Genomic DNA, 16,946 nt, shown 5'->3' with positions numbered 1-16,946 from the left:
GACAGAGGGGGACCCCACCCATGGCATTCGAACTTCCCGATCTTCCCTACGCTCACGACGCGCTGGCCTCCAAAGGCATGTCGAAAGAGACGCTGGAATATCACCACGACCTGCATCACAAGGCTTACGTCGACAACGGCAACAAGCTGATCGAAGGCACCGAGTGGGCGAACAAGTCTCTCGAAGAGATCATTGTCGGCACTTACAACAAGACCGCCGTCGCGCAGAACGGCATCTTCAACAACATCAGCCAGCTTTGGAACCACAACCAGTTCTGGGAGATGATGGGGCCGGGCGACAGCAAGATGCCGGGCGACCTGGAGAAGGCGCTGACCGAAAGCTTCGGTTCGGTCGACGAGTTCAAGTCGCAGTTTTCCGCGGCTGGCGCCGGCCAGTTCGGTTCGGGCTGGGCCTGGCTGGTCAAGAACGCCGACGGTTCGCTGGCGGTCACCAAGACCGAGAACGGCGTGAACCCGCTCTGCTTCGGCCAGACTGCGCTTCTGGGTTGTGACGTATGGGAGCACTCCTACTACATCGACTTCCGCAACAAGCGTCCCGCCTACCTGACGAACTTCCTCGACAACCTCGTCAACTGGGAGAACGTGGCCTCGCGGATGTAAGCGGCCACAGTCGGATTGAGAATGAAAGGCCTGCCGGCGGTGTAGCCGGCAGGCCTTTTCCATGTCCGCCGGCGATGCCGGTTCAGTCAGGGTGAATGTCCCGGCGGGTGCAACCGGACTCCATGACGGCGGCCATCCAGTTGATCGAGACCATGGCCCCGTTTTCCTCGGCCCATGCGGCCTGCAGGCGGTAGGCTGGAAGCTCCTGCGCCCCGGCGCAATACCAGTGGTGTGGCGCCTGGCGGTGGTGGGCCAGTTCGTGCAGGAGGACGCTCTGGTCAGCGGGATCGCGAATGTCCCAGGGGCTGACCAGCGTGATCGTGTCCGTTCCACCGTCGTAGAAGGCGCGCAGTCTGCCGCCTGCGTAACCTGCCGAGCCGTACTGACCCGCGGCAAGTGACGGCGGTAGCATGCGAATGGCGGGCGGTGTCTCGCGGCGTGGCCACGGGCTGTTCGTGTCCAGCCAGCTTTCCAGTTCCTCGATCAGTTCGGGCAGGGAGGCAGAACCGGCCTGTCCGGGCTGGGAGAAGGCAACAAGGGAGAGGACGGCCAGCGCGAGGCTGACGCGGAACATGCGGCGCATGAGGAAGACCCTTCGGTTTTGAGATTGTCTGGAGTGATGCTAGGATGGGGTCAGCGTTGCCGCAAAAGGCTTGTTTTCAACTGCAGATGAAAGGAATTCATCCGCAATGGCCCGGAAGCTGCCACCCTTTGCTGCCGTCCGCGCCTTCGAGGCCGCGGCCCGGCACGGAAGTTTCAAGATCGCTGCTGACGAGCTGTGCCTCAGCCCCTCGGCGGTCAGCCATCAGGTCCGGTCGCTGGAAGAGTACCTCGACACAAAGCTGTTCGAGCGCGACGGAAACAGGTTGCGGCTGACGCTGACGGGACAGACCTATGCGCCCCGGCTTACACATCTGCTCGATGCATTCGAGGCCAGCACGGCCCGCGTCTCGCCATCCGATGACCGGCAGCTCCGCGTTCTCACCACGCCCGGTTTCGCGGCGCGCTGGATGGTGCCCCGTCTCGACCGCCTGCCGTTCGGCAGGCAAATCCGGCTGCGCGTGTCCGAAGGCGCTCCGTCCACCGATTTCGCCACGAACGATGCGGACGTGGTCATCCACTGGGGTGACGAACCCGTGGACGGCGTCCGGGTCGACCCTCTGATGCAATCCGCCCGCTACCCGGTCGCTCACCCCGATTATGCCGCTCGCGAAGCCATCGAGCGCCCGAGCGATCTGTTGCGGGCCACGCTGATGCATGACGAGGTGATGGACGCCTGGGCGGAATGGTTCCGTATCGCGGGCGTCGTGCCGCCCCGGATGCCGCTTGGACCGACATTCCCGAATTGCGAGTTCGCGACAACGGCGGCGGAGCAGGGGCAGGGTGTGTCTTTGGCCTACGACGCGGTCGTTCGCGACACTGTGGCGTCGGGACGGCTGGTTCGGCTCTTCGACCATGTGACGATGCCGATCGTGATCTATTCGGTGGCCTATCCGCTCCACCGGGCCGACGATCCCATGATCCGCAGCTTCGCCGACTGGATTCACGGCGAAAGCCTTGCCCACGGCAGCGCTCTTCCGAAGATGCATGTCGCCGAGTAGCGCGACCTTGACCATCCGTGCCAGAGGGCCTCAACTGGCGCAGGCCGGAGCGATCGCCGGTCGCCCAGTCAACGCGTGCCCGAGTGGAGGTCATTCATGAGCGACAAGACCCAATTCATTCTGGAGCGCCGCTTCGATGCCTCGCCGGACCTGGTCTGGGAAGCCTGGACCGACGAGAAACACCAGTCCCGCTGGTACGGACCGGGGGTCGAAACTGTCGTTCATGCCAACGAGCTTGCGCCCGGCGGCAGCTGGCTGGTCGAGATGAAGGGCGACGGCTGGTCGGCTTTCCAGAGGGCTGATTACATCGAAACCGTTGCGCCCTCGCGACTCGTCTTCCTGCAATCGATGACCGATGCGGACTGGAAAACCATCGTCAATCCGAAGATGCCGGACTGGCCCCGCGTCATGCATACCGAGATCACCTTCACCCCGGCGCCGGACGGCGGAACCGACATGCGCCTCGTCTGGACACCTCACGAGGCCAGCGAAGAGGAACGGGCGTTCTTTGCCGGAGCGCTCGAGGGGCTGGGACAGGGCTGGGGCATGGGCATGGACATCCTCGACGAGATTCTGGCCGGATTGAAAGGCTGAATCCGAGGCCATTCACTTGACCTCACACCGCCAGAGGCAGAGAAACACAGGAAAGCGCCTGTGCATGTCGGCACCGCTTTTGCACTCCTGAAGAGGCTCCATGAGCGATAAAGCCCGAAAGAACGCCCGGGCGGGCGTACTGGCCATGATCGGCGCCTGTCTGATCTGGGGGCTTTCGCCGCTGTTCTACCGGCTGCTCGGCCATGTCTCGCCCGCCGACATCCTTGCACAGCGTACAATCTGGTCGGTGGTGTTCTTCGTGGTCGTCCTTGGTCTGCAGAGGCGCCTTCCGGCGCTGGGCGCCGCCCTGGCCGACAGGCGCCAGACCCTCTGGATCGTTCTGGCCGCGCTTCTGATCTCGGTTAACTGGTTCCTGTTCATCTACGCGATCCAGATCGACCGCGTGACCGAGACGAGCCTTGGGTACTACATCTATCCGCTGGTCTCGGTGCTTCTGGGCATGATCGTCTTCGGCGAGCGGTTGTCGGGCGTGCAATGGCTGGCGGTGGGGATGGCCCTCGTGGCGGTGCTGGTGCTGACCGGCGGGCTCGGGACAGCGCCGTGGATCAGTCTCGTGCTTGCCTCGACTTTCGGGGTTTACGGCGTTCTCAAGAAGCGTGTCTCGACGGGCCCGGTCGTCTCGGTGACGGCCGAGGTGCTCGTGCTGTCGCCCTTGGCGTTCATCTGGCTGATGTTCTTCGCGGAAGCGCTGCCGACGGACGCGAAAACCTGGGTCCTTCTCGTGCTGAGCGGGCCGATGACCGCTGTGCCGCTCATCCTCTTTTCCTTTGCGGCAAAGCGCGTGCGGCTCGCCACGGTCGGTCTGCTGCAGTACATGAACCCGTCCATCCAGTTCCTGCTCGCAGCGGTTGTCCTTTCCGAACCCATGGGGCTTTCTCACGCCGTCGCGTTTCCCCTGATCTGGGCAGGGCTTGCGATCTACTCCTGGAGCGCCTTGTCTCAGGACCGTGCGGCGCGAAGCGCGGCGGCCAGCGCCGCCACGCCGGGAACCGGCTGAAACAGAGACCTCAGACCAGGGCCGGCAAAGCCCTCTGCGATCACATGGTCCACGAGGGCGATCAGGGGCTGCCAGTAGCCGTTCACGTCGACAAGGTAGAGCGGCTTGCCGTGAAGTCCGATCTGCGCCCAGGTCAGCACCTCGAAGAACTCGTCCAGCGAGCCTGCACCGCCGGGCAGAACCGCGACGGCGTCGGCATTCATGAACATCACCTTCTTCCGCTCGTGCATTGTCTCGGTGATGATCCGGTCGCCGAAAATCCCGCGCGGAGCTTCGGCATCGAGAAGATGGGTCGGTATGACGCCCAGCGTTGCGGCACCCGCATTCACGGCGGCCTCGGCCACCGCTCCCATCATTCCGACATCGCCCGCGCCATAGACCAGCCGCCAGCCCTCGGTGGCAATGATACGGCCAAGTTCGGAGGCCGCCTCCATGTAGGCCGGGTCTGCTCCCGGCCGCGAGCCGCAATAGACGCAAAGCGAGAAACTGGCTTGGGACATGGGAGGAACCTTTGCTCGTGATGCCTTGCCCACGGGTGTAGATCGCGCGGGCGGGAGGCTCAAGCAATCGTCGTTTTCGGCGCCGGAAGGATCGTGCCAGCCGGGTGAAGCGTGCGACTTTGCATGAGGAAAAGGCAGAATTGCCTTGCATGAAAGCGTTTTGACCCTGCTTCTGGGTGTTGATAAGGTCCGCCAAGCTCTGGCCGGGTCTTGGCCTGGGGTTTTTCGGGGAAGCTGCCTTTTGGAGAAGACCGGATCGTGACGTCGCGTGCTAGACTTTGGGCTGCCTTGGCCATCGTGTTGGTCATAGGGGCCGTATTGGTTTTCCTTCGCCCTTTCGGTGCTCCCGAAACCGGGGAGGTTGCCGTTCCCGCGGCGCCGGCGGAAGTGCCCGGCCAAACCGTTGCGCCCGCAGAGGCGCCCGCGCAGGCCGAGAGCGCATCGGAAACGGCCGAAGCGGCGGTCGAGACCGCTCCCGAAGCCGGCGAAGCCCCCACAGAAGACGTCACCGCGATCGCGCCGGAAACCGTTCCGTCGGACGGGACAGACGCAGTGCCGGCGGATGACGCCGCCGCCGGGGCCGAAGCGGCTCCGGAAGGCGCAGCGCCCGTTTCCCGTGCCGAGTTCGATATCGTAAGGGTGGAGCCGGGCGGCTCGACACTGATCGCCGGACGCGCCGCGCCGGGTGCCGTGGTGCGCCTGTTCCTCGACGGTGCGCTTGTGGCAAGCGCCGATGCCGATGCCAGCGGGAATTTCGTGATGTTCGCCGACGTCGGGGCGTCCGATACCCCGCGGGTTCTCACCATGACCGAGGAACGGTCGGACGGGTCGATCTTGGAGGCCGACGCCAATGTGATCCTGGCGCCGGTTCCCCCGCTTGCTCCACTGGTGGTGGCGGAGGCGGAGCCCGAAGGGCAGAGCACGGAAAGCTCGGCCACTGAAGAGGCGGCCACGCCAGCGGCGGAAGGAGCCGGGCCGGAACCCGAAGGGCAGGCCGCGGAAGACGTGGCGGGGACCGGCGACGAGCCCCCTGCGGAAGGCGTCTCCGGCGATGCGGCCCAACCCGAAGTGGTGATGACACCCGCCGCCTCCGACCCGGCGACTGCCCCGCAGTCCGCGCCAGTGCCGCCGGCGGCCCCGACGGTGCTTCTGGCCGACGAGACCGGCGTGCGGGTCCTGCAGAACGCGGGCGACCAGCCCCGGGCGATGAGCAACGTCTCGATCGACTCGATCAGTTACGATGCGGCGGGGGAGGTGGCTCTGGCCGGCCGCGCCACCGGAACGTCGAGCGTGCGCGTTTATCTCGACAATCAGCCGCTGGTCGATGTCGAGATCGGCGCAGATGGCCAGTGGCGCACCGACCTGCCGGACGTCGATACAGGAACCTACACGCTGCGCGTGGACGAACTGAACGACGAAGGCCGCGTCGTCAGTCGCGCAGAGACGCCGTTCCGGCGCGAATCCGTCGAGGCGATCAAGGCGCTGGACGCCGCGCCGGCGACATCGCTTGCCCCGGTCTCGCTGATCACTGTTCAGCCGGGCAATACGCTTTGGGGGATCGCACGCGAGAAATACGGTGAAGGGGTCCTTTATGTGCGGGTTTTCGAGGCCAATACCGACCGTATACGGAACCCCGACCTGATCTATCCGGGCCAGATTTTCAGCGTTCCGGATTGAGTTTCGCCGCGGGCTGCGCCCGCGCCGACGCGCCGGAGGGGCGCTGCCCCTCCGGACCTCCCCGCCGTATTTGCGCCAGGAAGAAGACGTGGCTTCTGGTCATTTCCGCATGTTGGTCTTAACTAGCCTCCGATGACCGATACCCATACCCCCCGAACCGAGCGCGGAAGCGGCTGGCGCACCATCCGCAAGGTCGCGCCCTATCTCTGGCCCGACGAACTTCCCTGGGTGAAACGCCAGGTTGTGCTGGCCATGATCGCGCTTCTGGTGTCCAAGATCGTCGCCGTAGCGAACCCGTTCTTCTACAAGGCCGCCGTCGACGCGCTGGGCGGCGAGAACGTCGATGCGGCCTGGGCGCTGGGACTGGGGGCGATCGGGCTGACAGTGGCCTATGGCGTGGCACGGCTGATGAACGTGGGTCTTCAGCAGCTGCGCGACGTGTTCTTCGCGGCCGTTGGCCAGCGCGCGCTTCGGATGCTGGCTCTGGAGACCTTCGAGCATATCCATGCGCTCTCCATGCGCTATCACATCACCCGCAAGACGGGCGGGCTTTCCCGCATCATAGAGCGCGGCGTGAAGGGCGTGGAGTTCCTGCTGCGGTTCCTGCTGTTCTCGATCGGCCCGCTGGTACTGGAGCTTCTGATGATCGGCGTCGTTCTCGCCGTCGTTTTCGACATCTGGTACCTGGTCGTGGTCGTGGTGACGATCTGGCTCTACACCTGGTTCACATTCAAGGTGACCGAGTGGCGGGTGAAGATTCGCCGCGAGATGAACGAGCAGGACACGGACGCCAACCAGAAGGCCATCGACAGCCTGCTGAACTTCGAGACCGTCAAGTATTTCGGCGCCGAGCGGCGCGAGGCGGCGCGCTATGACCGCGCGATGGAACGCTATGTGGCCGCCGCGCTGAAGACCTCCTATTCGCTGGCCTTCCTGAACTTCGGCCAATCGCTCCTGATCACCGCCGGGCTGGTGATCGTGATGGTCATGGCCGCGGTCGGCGTGGCGAACGGGACACTGACGGTGGGCGACTTCGTCATGGTGAACGCCTATATGATCCAGATCACCATGCCGCTCAACTTCCTGGGCACGGTCTATCGCGAGATCCGGCAGTCGCTGGTCGATATGGGCGAGATGTTCGATCTTCTGGAGCAGCCGGCCGAAGTGAAGGACAAGCCCGGCGCGCCGGCTTTGAAGGTGAACGGCGGCGAAGTGGTCTTTGACGACATCCACTTCGGATATGATGCCGCGCGGCCGGTTCTGAAGGGTGTCTCGCTGCATGTGCCGGCGGGACAGACCGTGGCGATCGTGGGGCCTTCGGGATCGGGGAAGTCGACCATCGGGCGGCTTCTGTTCCGCTTCTACGACGTGACCGGAGGGGCGCTCAGAATCGACGGGCAGGATGTGCGCGACGTGACCCAGGAAAGCCTGCACGAGGCGATCGGCGTCGTGCCGCAGGACACGGTGCTGTTCAACGACACGATCTACTACAACATCGCCTATGGTCGCCCCGAAGCCAGCCGTGAGGAGATCGTGGAAGCCGCCAGGGCTGCCAAGATCAATGACTTCATCGAGAGCCTGCCCGAGGGCTATGATACCGCCGTCGGCGAACGCGGGCTGAAGCTCTCGGGTGGCGAAAAGCAACGTGTGGGCATCGCCCGAACCCTGTTGAAGAACCCGCCCATCCTGCTGCTCGATGAAGCGACCAGCGCGCTGGATACCGAGACCGAGGTCGAGATCCAGGGCGAACTGAAGGCCATGGGCGAGGGCCGAACGGTGATCACCATCGCGCATCGCCTCTCGACCATCGCGGATGCGGACCGGATCGTGGTGCTGGAGAAGGGCGAAATCGTCGAAGAAGGCAATCACGATTCCCTGCTTGCGAAAGGGGGGCGCTATGCAAGCCTCTGGCAGCGCCAGGCATCCGGCGAAGAAGATAACGGACCTCGGGTGCGGGCTCTTGACGTGCTGGAGGGTGGCGGCGCGCCCGAAGCTGCGACAGGTGGCAAGTCTTAGGGCAGCCGACGAGCCCTCGCGGAGAACTTCGCAACTGAACGGTTCTTCAATGTCCTTCTGACGGCGCCAAGAAAGACGTGCCAAGTCTCCCGTGGAAGGCGCGACCTATTCGGCCGCGCGCAACTCCGGAGCGTCCGGCCGCCGCGGTGCGCTGGGGTTCTCGGCCACGTCCCAGACCAGATCGGTATTGGTGATCTTCTTTGTCGCGCGGCGCAGGGCATAGTCGCGCGCGGTGCGCGAGCCCGAGCCGCGGGTCCAGGCGCTGATCCGGGTCAGGATGGCGCCGGCGATGGTCCAGAACCAGATGCGCAACGCCAGCATCGAAGGTGTCATGACCAGCGTCAGGACGGTCGCGATGCCAAGACCGAAGACCACGGCGGTCGCCAATTGCTTCCACCAGAGCGCCGTCGGGCTGTCGATCGAGTATCCGCCGCCGATGAAATCCAGCGAAAGGCCGAACATCATGGGTGCAAGTCCCGCCATCGTGGTGATCGTGGTCAGCAGAACGGGGCGAATCCGCGCCTCGGCGGTGCGCACGATCGCCTCGATCCGGGTCATGTACTGGGAATACTCCTGGTAGGTATCGATCAGCACGATGTTGTTGTTCACCACGATCCCCGCCAGCGCGACGATCCCCGTTCCGGTCATGATGATCGAGAAGGGCTGATCCATGACCAGCATGCCGATCAGAACGCCTGTCGTCGAGAGAACGACCGCCAGAAGCACCAGGATCGCGTTGTAGAACGAGTTAAACTGCGCGAGCAGGATGATGAACATCAGCCCCAGCGCGGCAGAGAAGCCGACCTGCAGGAAGGCCTGGCTTTCCGCCTGATCCTCCTGGTCACCGGTCCATTCCCAATCTGTTCCGGCGGGCAGCGCGCCTTCGCTTTGCAGCCACTCGGTCAGCGCTTCGATCCGTTCGTTCGGGGTGATCGGAAGCGGCGTCAGGCGCCCGTCGGCCAGCATCGCCTCCACCTCGTCCCGCGATGCGTCGTTCAGCGTCTCGATCAGCTCGTAGCTGGTCGATCCATCGTCGGCCGTGATTTGCCGGGCAACGCCAACCGGAACAAGGCTGTCGGTCCGGAGCTTGACGAGTTCCGGCGCGACGTTTGCCTTCACATCGAAGAACCGCTTCTGATCGACGCGGTTGATCTGCGCCAGCTGCGCTACCGGCTCGCGCGTGATGAAGTTCGAGAGCGGCACAAGCCCGTCCGCCGTGCGCACCTTCAGTGTGTCCAGTGTCGAGAGTACGCGGTCATCCTCCGGCAGGCGCACGCGGATCTCGATTTCCTCGTCGGAACTTTCCACGCGCATCGTGTCCAGCAGCAGGCCGCGGGTCACAAGCTGAACCATGCCGCCGACGGTCGCCACGTCCGCGCCGTAGCGGCCGGCTTTCTCGACATCGACATTGATCTGCCAGTCGATGCCGGGCAGGGGCAGTGTATCTTCGATATCGATCAGGCCCGCGGTCTCCTCAAACTTCGCACGTGCTGTAGCCGTCGAGGCCAGCAGCTCTTCCCAGTTGTCGGATTTGAGCCGCAGGTGGACAGGCTTGGCACTTGCCGGGCCACGCGACAGGTTCAAGATCTCGATCCTGATGCCGGGGATCTGCTCCAGCCGCGCCTGGAGTTTTTCCAGTACGACATCGCCATCCAGCTGTTCGACCGGATAGTCGTTCGCCTCTGCGAAGGCTGCGCGATCTTCCCACGGGATCAACTCGATCTGGACCTGGCCGATCGTATCGTTCGGACCGGCGGCGCCGCCGGTGTTGGCATTCAGCCCGCCAGCGCCGGCGAAGGCAAAAGCACTGTCCACGCCATTGGTGTTCAGGGTGACCTTTTCGACCTCGGCCACCAGGCGGTCCTTCTCGGCCAGCGAAAGGTTGCCGCGTGCGCGGACATAGACGATGGCTTGTTCCGGCTCGCTCTCGACGAAGAATTCGACACCGTTGTTGTTCTGGCCGAAGTAACCGAAGACCGAGATGACGAAGAAGACCACGGCGCCGATGGTGACCACGGGCATCACGGGGTTTCCGGCGATAAAGGCGATGAAATAGCCGAACGGCGTGCGGCGATAGCCGGTTTCAAGCCGGTCGCGGCGGCGTTCGATCTTGGCGGCGCCCAGCGTGACCGAAGAGGCCATAGCGGCCGCGGCGAAGAGGATGGCGCCAAAGACGGAGCCCCCGAATCCGGTGCCTTCGGGCAAGAGGTACGCCGGGTTCAGCACCTGCAACGCGCCAAGGAACATGGAGTACATCGTCACCGGCACCAGAAGAGCGCGCAGCCACCAGGGGGTGGAACGCTTCAACCCGGCCGAGGCGCGCTCGAAGAGACGTGTCATGCGTCCCGCGACCCCACCCATGACCGGCAGGTAGATCAGCGCCACGACCAGCGAGGCCGACAGCACGAAGATCAGCGTGACCGGCAGCATTCCCATGAACTGGCCCGGCACGCCCGGCCAGAACAGCATGGGCAGGAAGGCGCAGAGCGTCGTGGCGGTGGACGAAACCACCGGCCAGAACATCCGCTTTGCGGCTTCGACGTAGGAGTGCATGGGACCCATGCCTTCCCGGATGCGCTTGTCCGCGTATTCGACGACCACGATCGCCCCGTCGACGAGCATGCCGACGGCGAGGATCAGGCCGAACATGACGATGTTCGAGATCGTCACGCCCATGACGGCCAGAAGCGCGAAGCACAAAAGGAACGAGGTCGGGATCGCAAAGCCCACCAGCAGCGCCGAGCGCGTGCCCAGAGACGCCAGAACCACGATCATCACCAGCGCCACGGCGGTCAGCACCGAGCCCTCAAGCTGGCTGACCATGCTTTCCACGTTCCGCGACTGGTCGTTCGAGGTGCCGACGCGGATCGCTTCCCGAAGCTCGGGAGGCCATGTGGCGCGTTCGGCCTCGACCTCGGCGGTCACCAGCTTGGCGGTGTCGATGATGTTGTAGCCCTTGCGCTTGACCACCTGCAGCGCAACCGTGGTCTCGCCGTTGAACCGGGCGGTTCCGGTGCGGTCCTCGAAGGTCAGACGGATATCGGCGATATCCCCAAGGGTCACGATCCTGTCGCCGTCGGTCTTGACGGGCAGGTTGTAGATGTCTTGCTGATCGTTGAACGAGGACGGGATCTTCACGGCGAAGGCGCCGGTATCGGATTCGATCTCACCGGCCGCGATCAGCTGGTTGTTGTTGACCACGACACCGATCAGTTCGCCCGCCGTGACGTTATAGGCTTCAAGGCGCAGAGGATCGATCACCACCTCGACCATCTCGTCACGGTGCCCGGTCAGCGCGGCCTCCAGAACAGGCTCCAGCCCTTCCAGCCGGTCCTGCAGGTCCTTTGCGACGCGCAGCAGTGTCCGCTCCGGGAGCGCGCCGGTGAGGTTCACGATGATGATCGGAAATTCGCTGAAATTGAACTCGTCAATCGTGTACTGGTCCGCGCCATCGGGGAACTGGGCCTCGGCCTTGGTCATGGCGGCGCGCACGTCGGCGATGATCTTGGTCTTGTCCCAGCCGAACTCGAATTCGAGGATGACGATCGCATAGCCTTCGGCGGCCGTGCCGGTCATCGTCTTCAGCCCGTCCAGATCGGAAAGCTCGGTCTCCATCGGGCGCACCAGCAGCTTTTCGCTGTCTTCCGCCGAAATACCGGGGAAGGGCACGCTGACGAAAAGCGCCGGGATCTCGATATCCGGCTCGCCCTCTTTCGGCAGGCCGCCATAGGCAAAGGCACCCGCCATGATCGACAGGATGATGAAAGCGATGACCATCCGGGCACGGCTTGCGGCCCAGTCGACGATACCGGTCATTTGCTGGACTCCCGGTAGGTGACGTCAACCGGCACGCCGTCGGTCACGAATTCCTGTCCGACCACAATCACATCGGCGACCAGATCGAGGCCGGTGACCCAGATGCCGTTGGTCGCGTCGCGAACCACGTCGACAGGGGCAAAACTGGCGACCTTGTCGGCGACAAGGCGCACGCCAAGCCGGCCCGAGTCGTCCAGCGTCAGCGCGGATTGAGGCAGCAGATGCGCCGTTTCTCCGTCCGACTGGATGGCGATTTCCGCGGTCTGGCCATCGCGGATCGACAGATCCGCATTCGGTACGGTGATGTCGACGCGGAACGTGCGGGTATTGGGATCCGCCGACCTGCTGAGGAAGGTGACCTCCCCGACAACCTGCCGGCCCGAAGCCAGCCGGGCACCGGCAATCGCGCCGACCTCAACACGGTCGACCATGGTTTCGGGCACGAAACCGACCAGGCGAATAGGGTCAAGCTGGATGATGGTGGCGCAAAGCGAGCCCGGCTGCAGCAGCGAGCCGAGTTCGGCGGCGTCCGTTTCGAGGAGGCCCGCGAACGGGGCGCGGATGCTGAGATTGGTCAGTTCTTCCTCGGCGCGCGCCACGGCCGCTTCGGCGGACTGGATCGCTGCCTTGGCGCTTTCGACGCCCGAGACCGAGCTTTGCACCAGCGCGCGCCCCGCTTCGACCGCAGCGGTCGCAGCAGCGACGCGCGTTTCCGAGGCGAAACCCTCCTGCGACAGGCGGGACGCCGCATTGTCGTTGATCTCGGCTTCGGCAAGACGGGCCTTGGATTCCGCCAGCCGCGCCTCTGCCGTCGGCAGACCCGCCTTGGCTTCGCTCAACCGTGCCTGCGCTTCGGAAAGCGCGATCTCGCGCGTTCCCGGGTCGAGCTCGCACAAAAGGTCGCCTTCCTCGACGAAAGCGCCTTTGCGGAGCGGGTGATTGACCACCTGGCCCGATGTTTCGGCCCGCACATCCACCTGGCGGTCCGCTTCGGTCCGGCCCCGCAGGATGACTGCCCCGTCGACGGTCGAGGCGCGCGACTTGATCGCAACCACAGACACGTGGCGCAGCCCGTCGCCCTGGCTGGCCGCCGCATCGGTTCCAGCGGCTGCGGTCGCGGTCTCGCCCTGCGGCTCGGCGCCGGCGAAACTCAGAAGCGCGTCCCTCTGGAACACCAGAACGAACAGAACGGCGACGACAAGCAGGGCGCTGATTACGGAAAGCGGTCTCATTCGGGTCTCATCTTATATGCGGCTCCTGGCCAGATCGCCCCCGGGCATTTTGCTCGAATTGACTGTCTGACACCAAAATTACTTCTTTTCTACGCTGAACCGTTCAGTTCAGATTAATCATTTCGGCAGCAGACCGCAAGATTACAAGAGTCACGGCAGAGTTGCGCTCTTTGCATTCCTGCGATGCACGCGATAAGAGGTCGGCAAAGTAGGAAATCAAGGCAAAGGCAAGCCCGTGTCCAATCAGGATTCGTTCATCGACGAAGTCACCGAAGAGGTCCGCAGGGACAAGCTCTACGCGCTTTACAAGAAGTATGGCTGGATGGCGGCGTTGGCTGTGGTCGTGCTCGTGGGTGGGGCCGGCTTCAACGAGTGGCGCAAGGCCACCGCTCAGGCCGAGGCGGAAGCCGCCGGCGACGCGCTTCTGGCCGCGCTGGCCGACGAAACGCCGGAGGGCAGGGCTGCGGCGCTGGCCGCGCTGGACTTGCCCGAAGATCCCGGACGCCGCGCCGTCACGCAACTGTTGCAGGCCAGCACCGAGGTCGAGGCGGGCAACATCGTCAAGGCCCGCGACATTCTCGATGCGGTGGCTGGCGACGCCACCCTTCCGGCCCGGATTCGCGATCTTGCGGCTCTGAAGTCCGTTATCCTGTCCGCCGGCGAGGTCGCGCCGGAAGACCGCATGTCGCGCCTGTCGCCGATCGCCGTTCCCGGCAGCCCGTATCGCTTGATGGCGCTTGAGCAGATCGCTCTGGCCGAAATCGAGGCCGGAGACACCGCCAAGGCGCTGGAGACACTCAAACGCATCGCTGAAGATGCAGAGGTCACACAGGACTTGCGCCGTCGCGTCTCTCAGTTGATTGTGGCACTTGGAGGCGAGCTCGCGGCTACCTGACGGTGTCGCGGCGGTTCTGAGACGAGGGGGCGAAGCGGTTGATACCCATGGTGAAACCTGTAGTCGCAGCTGCGGTGGCGGCTGTTCTGCTGGCCGCTTGCGGCGAGCAGGAGCTTCTTCTTCCCGGTGAACGGCTTGAACTCTCCGGCGAGGCCCCGGCCACGTTAGAGGATGCGGTCAATCGCGCCGCGCCGCTCTCCCTTCCAGCCGCCGCGGTAAACGCCGACTGGACCCACCGCAACGGAAACCCGTCGCACGCGCTGACCCATCCGGCGCTGGACCGCGTTCTCCAGCCGGTCTGGTCGGTGCGCATCGGTGAGGGCAACGGCCGCAAACATCGGCTGACAGCCGACCCAGTGGTTTCGAACGGCCGCGTCTTCACGCTCGACAGCCGCGCGCGCGTCACGGCGGTGACAACCGCCGGCGCGACGCTCTGGACCCGCGACCTCACACCCGCCGCGGATCGCCCCGACGACGCGTCCGGGGGGGGCATCGCAGCCGCTGGCGATACGCTCTACGTGACGACGGGCTTCGGAGAACTCACCGCGCTCGATGCCGCCACCGGCGATGTGCGATGGGTTCAGGATCTTCAATCCGCCGCCACGGGCGCGCCCACGGTCTCGAACGGCGTCGTCCACGTCGTGACGCGGAACGCGCTTGGCTGGGCCATCGACGCGGGCACCGGCCGTATCCTCTGGCAGGTGGTCGGCGCGCCCAGCGAAAGCGGGCTTGCAGGCGGCCCATCCCCGGCCATCGCGGGACAACTGGTCGTTTTCCCGCTTTCGAGCGGACAGATGATCGCCGCCGTTTCCGGTCCCGGAACCCAGGCCTGGGCCGCGTCCGTCGCCGGCGAGCGCCGCGAAAGAGCCTTTTCGCGGATTTCGGACCTGTCCGGCGATCCGGTCGCGGTCGGCAACATTATCTATGCGGGCAATCATTCCGGCCGCGCCGCTGCCTTCGATGCGGCCACAGGCCAGCCGGTCTGGCGCGCTAATGAAGGCGCGATGAGCCCGGTTTGGGTCGCCGGAGGCAGCGTTTTCCTGATTTCCGACGAGAACCGGCTGATCCGGCTCGATTCGGCGACGGGCGAAACGATCTGGGCCGAGGACCTGCCGTTCTTCACCCGCGACAGGCTCACCCGCCGGAAGTCCGTCTATGCGCATTACGGCCCGGTCCTTGCGGGCGGACGGTTGCTTGTCCCTTCGGATGACGGCCAGTTGCGAGAATTCGATCCCGTTACCGGCAGCCTGATCACGTCGGTCGCCCTGCCGCGCGGCGCCGCGCGCAACCCGGTGGTGGCGGGCGGGACGCTGTACATTGTCACCGAGGACGGTACGCTTCACGCTTTCCGCTGACGGAAGGCTGGTGTATGGACACCGCCTGATCTCAAACCGAGGCCCGACATGAGCTTCACACTCGCCCTTGTGGGCCGCCCCAACGTGGGGAAGTCCACGCTGTTCAACCGACTGGTCGGCAAGCGCCTTGCGCTGGTCGATGACCAGCCGGGCGTGACGCGCGACCTGCGCGAAGGCGAGGCACGGCTAGGGCCTCTGAAATTCACCGTCATCGACACCGCGGGCCTCGAAGAGGCGACCGACGAGAGTCTGCAGGGCCGGATGCGCAAGCTGACGGAGCGCGCCGTCGAAATGGCGGATGCCTGTCTCTTCATCATCGATGCCCGGGCAGGCGTTCTTCCGACTGACGAGGTTTTCGCCGAAATCCTGCGCAAGAAGTCCGCCCACGTGATACTCGCGGCCAACAAGGCCGAGGGCAGGGCGGGCGAGGCCGGGTTGCTGGAAGCCTATTCCCTGGGCCTGGGCGAGCCCATTCGCCTGTCGGCCGAGCACGGTGAAGGCATGGGCGAGCTGGCCGAGGTGCTGGCGCCGCTGGTCGACGCCGCCGACGAAGCCGTCGAGCGCGAGGCCGAGGAAGCGCCCGAGGTCGATGTCGATCTGCCCGAGGACGAGAGCGAAGGGCCGGCCGCCCGGGTGCCCACGCGGGCAAAACCCCTGCAGGTCGCGGTGGTTGGCCGCCCCAACGCAGGCAAGTCGACCCTGATCAACCGGCTTCTGGGTGAAGAGCGCCTGCTGACCGGCCCGGAGGCGGGCATCACGCGCGATTCGATCTCTCTCCCGCTGGATTGGGAGGGCCTTCCGGTCCGCATCTTCGACACGGCGGGCATGCGCAAGAAGGCCCGCGTGCAGGAAAAGCTGGAAAAGCTCTCGGTTGCGGACGGTCTCCGGGCGGTCAAGTTCGCCGAGGTCGTGATCGTTCTACTCGACGCCGCGATCCCCTTCGAGCAGCAGGATCTGCGGATCGCCGACCTGGCCGAACGCGAGGGCCGCGCGGTGGTGGTCGCGGTGAACAAGTGGGATGTCGAGGAGCACAAGCAGGAGAAACTGAAGGAACTGCGCCAGTCCTTCGAACGCCTCCTGCCACAGCTCCGCGGTGCCCCCCTGGTGACGGTTTCGGCCAAGACCGGCCGCGGCCTCGACCGGCTGCGCGAGGCTGTGATCCGTGCCAACGATGTCTGGAACCGCCGCGTGCCGACTGCCGCACTGAACCGATGGCTGGCCGAGGTCGTGTCCGCGCACCCGCCGCCCGCTCCCGGCGGGCGCCGCATCAAGCTGCGCTACGCGACGCAGGCCAAGACCCGGCCGCCGGGGTTCGTGATCATGGCGTCCTTCCCGGACAAGCTGCCGGAGAGCTATAAACGTTACCTGATCAATGCGTTGCGGGACGACTTTGACATGCCCGGCACGCCGATCCGCCTGACGTTCCGGTCACGCTCCGAGCGCAATCCCTACAAGGACAAGAAGAAGTCCACGCCGTCCCGCCTGCGGAAACATCTGGGCAAACCGCCTCTGGGCCAGTGAGCGGCCGCAGGCGGAGTCGCTGTCCCCGAAGCATATTTCCGCGAGCAGGTGCATCCTGACGAAAACGCACATTCTTCCTGGGCGAAATACGGCGGGGAGCG

The 16,946-nt window shown here is 64.9% G+C and carries 13 protein-coding genes; 9 read left to right on the top strand and 4 right to left on the bottom strand.

The genetic code is table 11. The annotated features are described in order from the left end of the window. Positions 1 to 20: 20 nt before the first annotated feature. Positions 21 to 620 carry a superoxide dismutase gene (locus ACKLNI_RS14145; protein ID WP_413719727.1) on the top strand — a complete coding sequence of 200 codons (600 nt, stop codon included), beginning with the start codon at positions 21 to 23 and terminating at the stop codon, positions 618 to 620. An 82-nt stretch (positions 621 to 702) separates the two neighbouring features. Here the strand turns inward: ACKLNI_RS14145 and ACKLNI_RS14140 are convergent, their stop codons facing one another. Further along, entirely contained in the window at positions 703 to 1,203 is a 501-nt protein-coding gene (locus ACKLNI_RS14140) for a DUF6647 family protein (protein ID WP_413719726.1), read from the bottom strand. A gap of 106 nt (positions 1,204 to 1,309) precedes the next feature. Here ACKLNI_RS14140 and ACKLNI_RS14135 point away from each other — a divergent pair, with 106 nt between their 5' ends. The 3 genes from ACKLNI_RS14135 (at position 1,310) to rarD (ending at position 3,833) form a co-directional block, all read left to right on the top strand. Further along, on the top strand, positions 1,310 to 2,221 hold the full coding sequence (locus ACKLNI_RS14135; RefSeq protein ID WP_413719725.1) for a LysR substrate-binding domain-containing protein: 912 nt from the start codon (positions 1,310 to 1,312) through the stop codon (positions 2,219 to 2,221). 96 nt (positions 2,222 to 2,317) lie between these two features. Continuing rightward, on the top strand, positions 2,318 to 2,815 hold the full coding sequence (locus ACKLNI_RS14130) for an SRPBCC family protein (protein ID WP_413719724.1): 498 nt from the start codon (positions 2,318 to 2,320) through the stop codon (positions 2,813 to 2,815). A gap of 100 nt (positions 2,816 to 2,915) precedes the next feature. Then, the gene (gene rarD / locus ACKLNI_RS14125) at positions 2,916 to 3,833 is read left to right on the top strand and encodes an EamA family transporter RarD (RefSeq protein ID WP_413719723.1); all 918 of its coding nucleotides are present in this window, start codon (positions 2,916 to 2,918) and stop codon (positions 3,831 to 3,833) included. Here the strand turns inward: rarD and ACKLNI_RS14120 are convergent. Then, the gene (locus ACKLNI_RS14120; protein ID WP_413719722.1) at positions 3,776 to 4,333 is read right to left on the bottom strand and encodes an LOG family protein; all 558 of its coding nucleotides are present in this window, start codon (positions 4,331 to 4,333) and stop codon (positions 3,776 to 3,778) included. The genes rarD and ACKLNI_RS14120 overlap by 58 nt on opposite strands. Positions 4,334 to 4,591: 258 nt before the next feature. Between ACKLNI_RS14120 and ACKLNI_RS14115 the strand changes: the two genes are divergently transcribed. Both ACKLNI_RS14115 and ACKLNI_RS14110 read left to right on the top strand, forming a co-directional pair. Further along, the gene (locus ACKLNI_RS14115) at positions 4,592 to 6,010 is read left to right on the top strand and encodes a LysM peptidoglycan-binding domain-containing protein (RefSeq protein ID WP_413719721.1); all 1,419 of its coding nucleotides are present in this window, start codon (positions 4,592 to 4,594) and stop codon (positions 6,008 to 6,010) included. Between the two features lie 132 nt (positions 6,011 to 6,142). Further along, positions 6,143 to 8,026: an ABCB family ABC transporter ATP-binding protein/permease gene (locus ACKLNI_RS14110; RefSeq protein WP_413719720.1), complete on the top strand. Its 1,884-nt coding sequence runs from the start codon at positions 6,143 to 6,145 to the stop codon at positions 8,024 to 8,026. 105 nt (positions 8,027 to 8,131) lie between these two features. On the opposite strand, the gene ACKLNI_RS14105 is transcribed toward ACKLNI_RS14110, so the two are convergent. Then, on the bottom strand, positions 8,132 to 11,842 hold the full coding sequence (locus ACKLNI_RS14105; protein ID WP_413719719.1) for an efflux RND transporter permease subunit: 3,711 nt from the start codon (positions 11,840 to 11,842) through the stop codon (positions 8,132 to 8,134). Beyond that, the gene (locus ACKLNI_RS14100) at positions 11,839 to 13,074 is read right to left on the bottom strand and encodes an efflux RND transporter periplasmic adaptor subunit (protein ID WP_413719718.1); all 1,236 of its coding nucleotides are present in this window, start codon (positions 13,072 to 13,074) and stop codon (positions 11,839 to 11,841) included. Before ACKLNI_RS14100 ends, ACKLNI_RS14105 begins: the two co-directional genes overlap by 4 nt. A gap of 235 nt (positions 13,075 to 13,309) precedes the next feature. On the opposite strand from ACKLNI_RS14100, the gene ACKLNI_RS14095 reads away from it, so the two are divergent. The 3 genes from ACKLNI_RS14095 to der are packed head-to-tail and all read left to right on the top strand — an operon-like array spanning position 13,310 to position 16,845. Continuing rightward, the gene (locus ACKLNI_RS14095) at positions 13,310 to 13,969 is read left to right on the top strand and encodes a tetratricopeptide repeat protein (RefSeq protein WP_413719717.1); all 660 of its coding nucleotides are present in this window, start codon (positions 13,310 to 13,312) and stop codon (positions 13,967 to 13,969) included. 47 nt (positions 13,970 to 14,016) lie between these two features. Beyond that, positions 14,017 to 15,324, top strand: a complete 1,308-nt coding sequence (locus tag ACKLNI_RS14090) for an outer membrane protein assembly factor BamB family protein (protein WP_413719716.1) — start codon at positions 14,017 to 14,019, stop codon at positions 15,322 to 15,324. A gap of 48 nt (positions 15,325 to 15,372) precedes the next feature. After that, positions 15,373 to 16,845, top strand: coding sequence for a ribosome biogenesis GTPase Der (der, locus tag ACKLNI_RS14085; protein WP_413719715.1), 1,473 nt, complete (start codon positions 15,373 to 15,375; stop codon positions 16,843 to 16,845). Positions 16,846 to 16,946 lie beyond the last annotated feature (101 nt).

Source organism: Silicimonas lutimaris, from assembly GCF_047314965.1.
Classification (GTDB): Bacteria; Pseudomonadota; Alphaproteobacteria; order Rhodobacterales; family Rhodobacteraceae; genus JAVJUV01.
The sequence above is the reverse complement of the archived record's forward strand: the minus strand, read 5'-3'. Positions and strand labels throughout refer to the sequence as shown.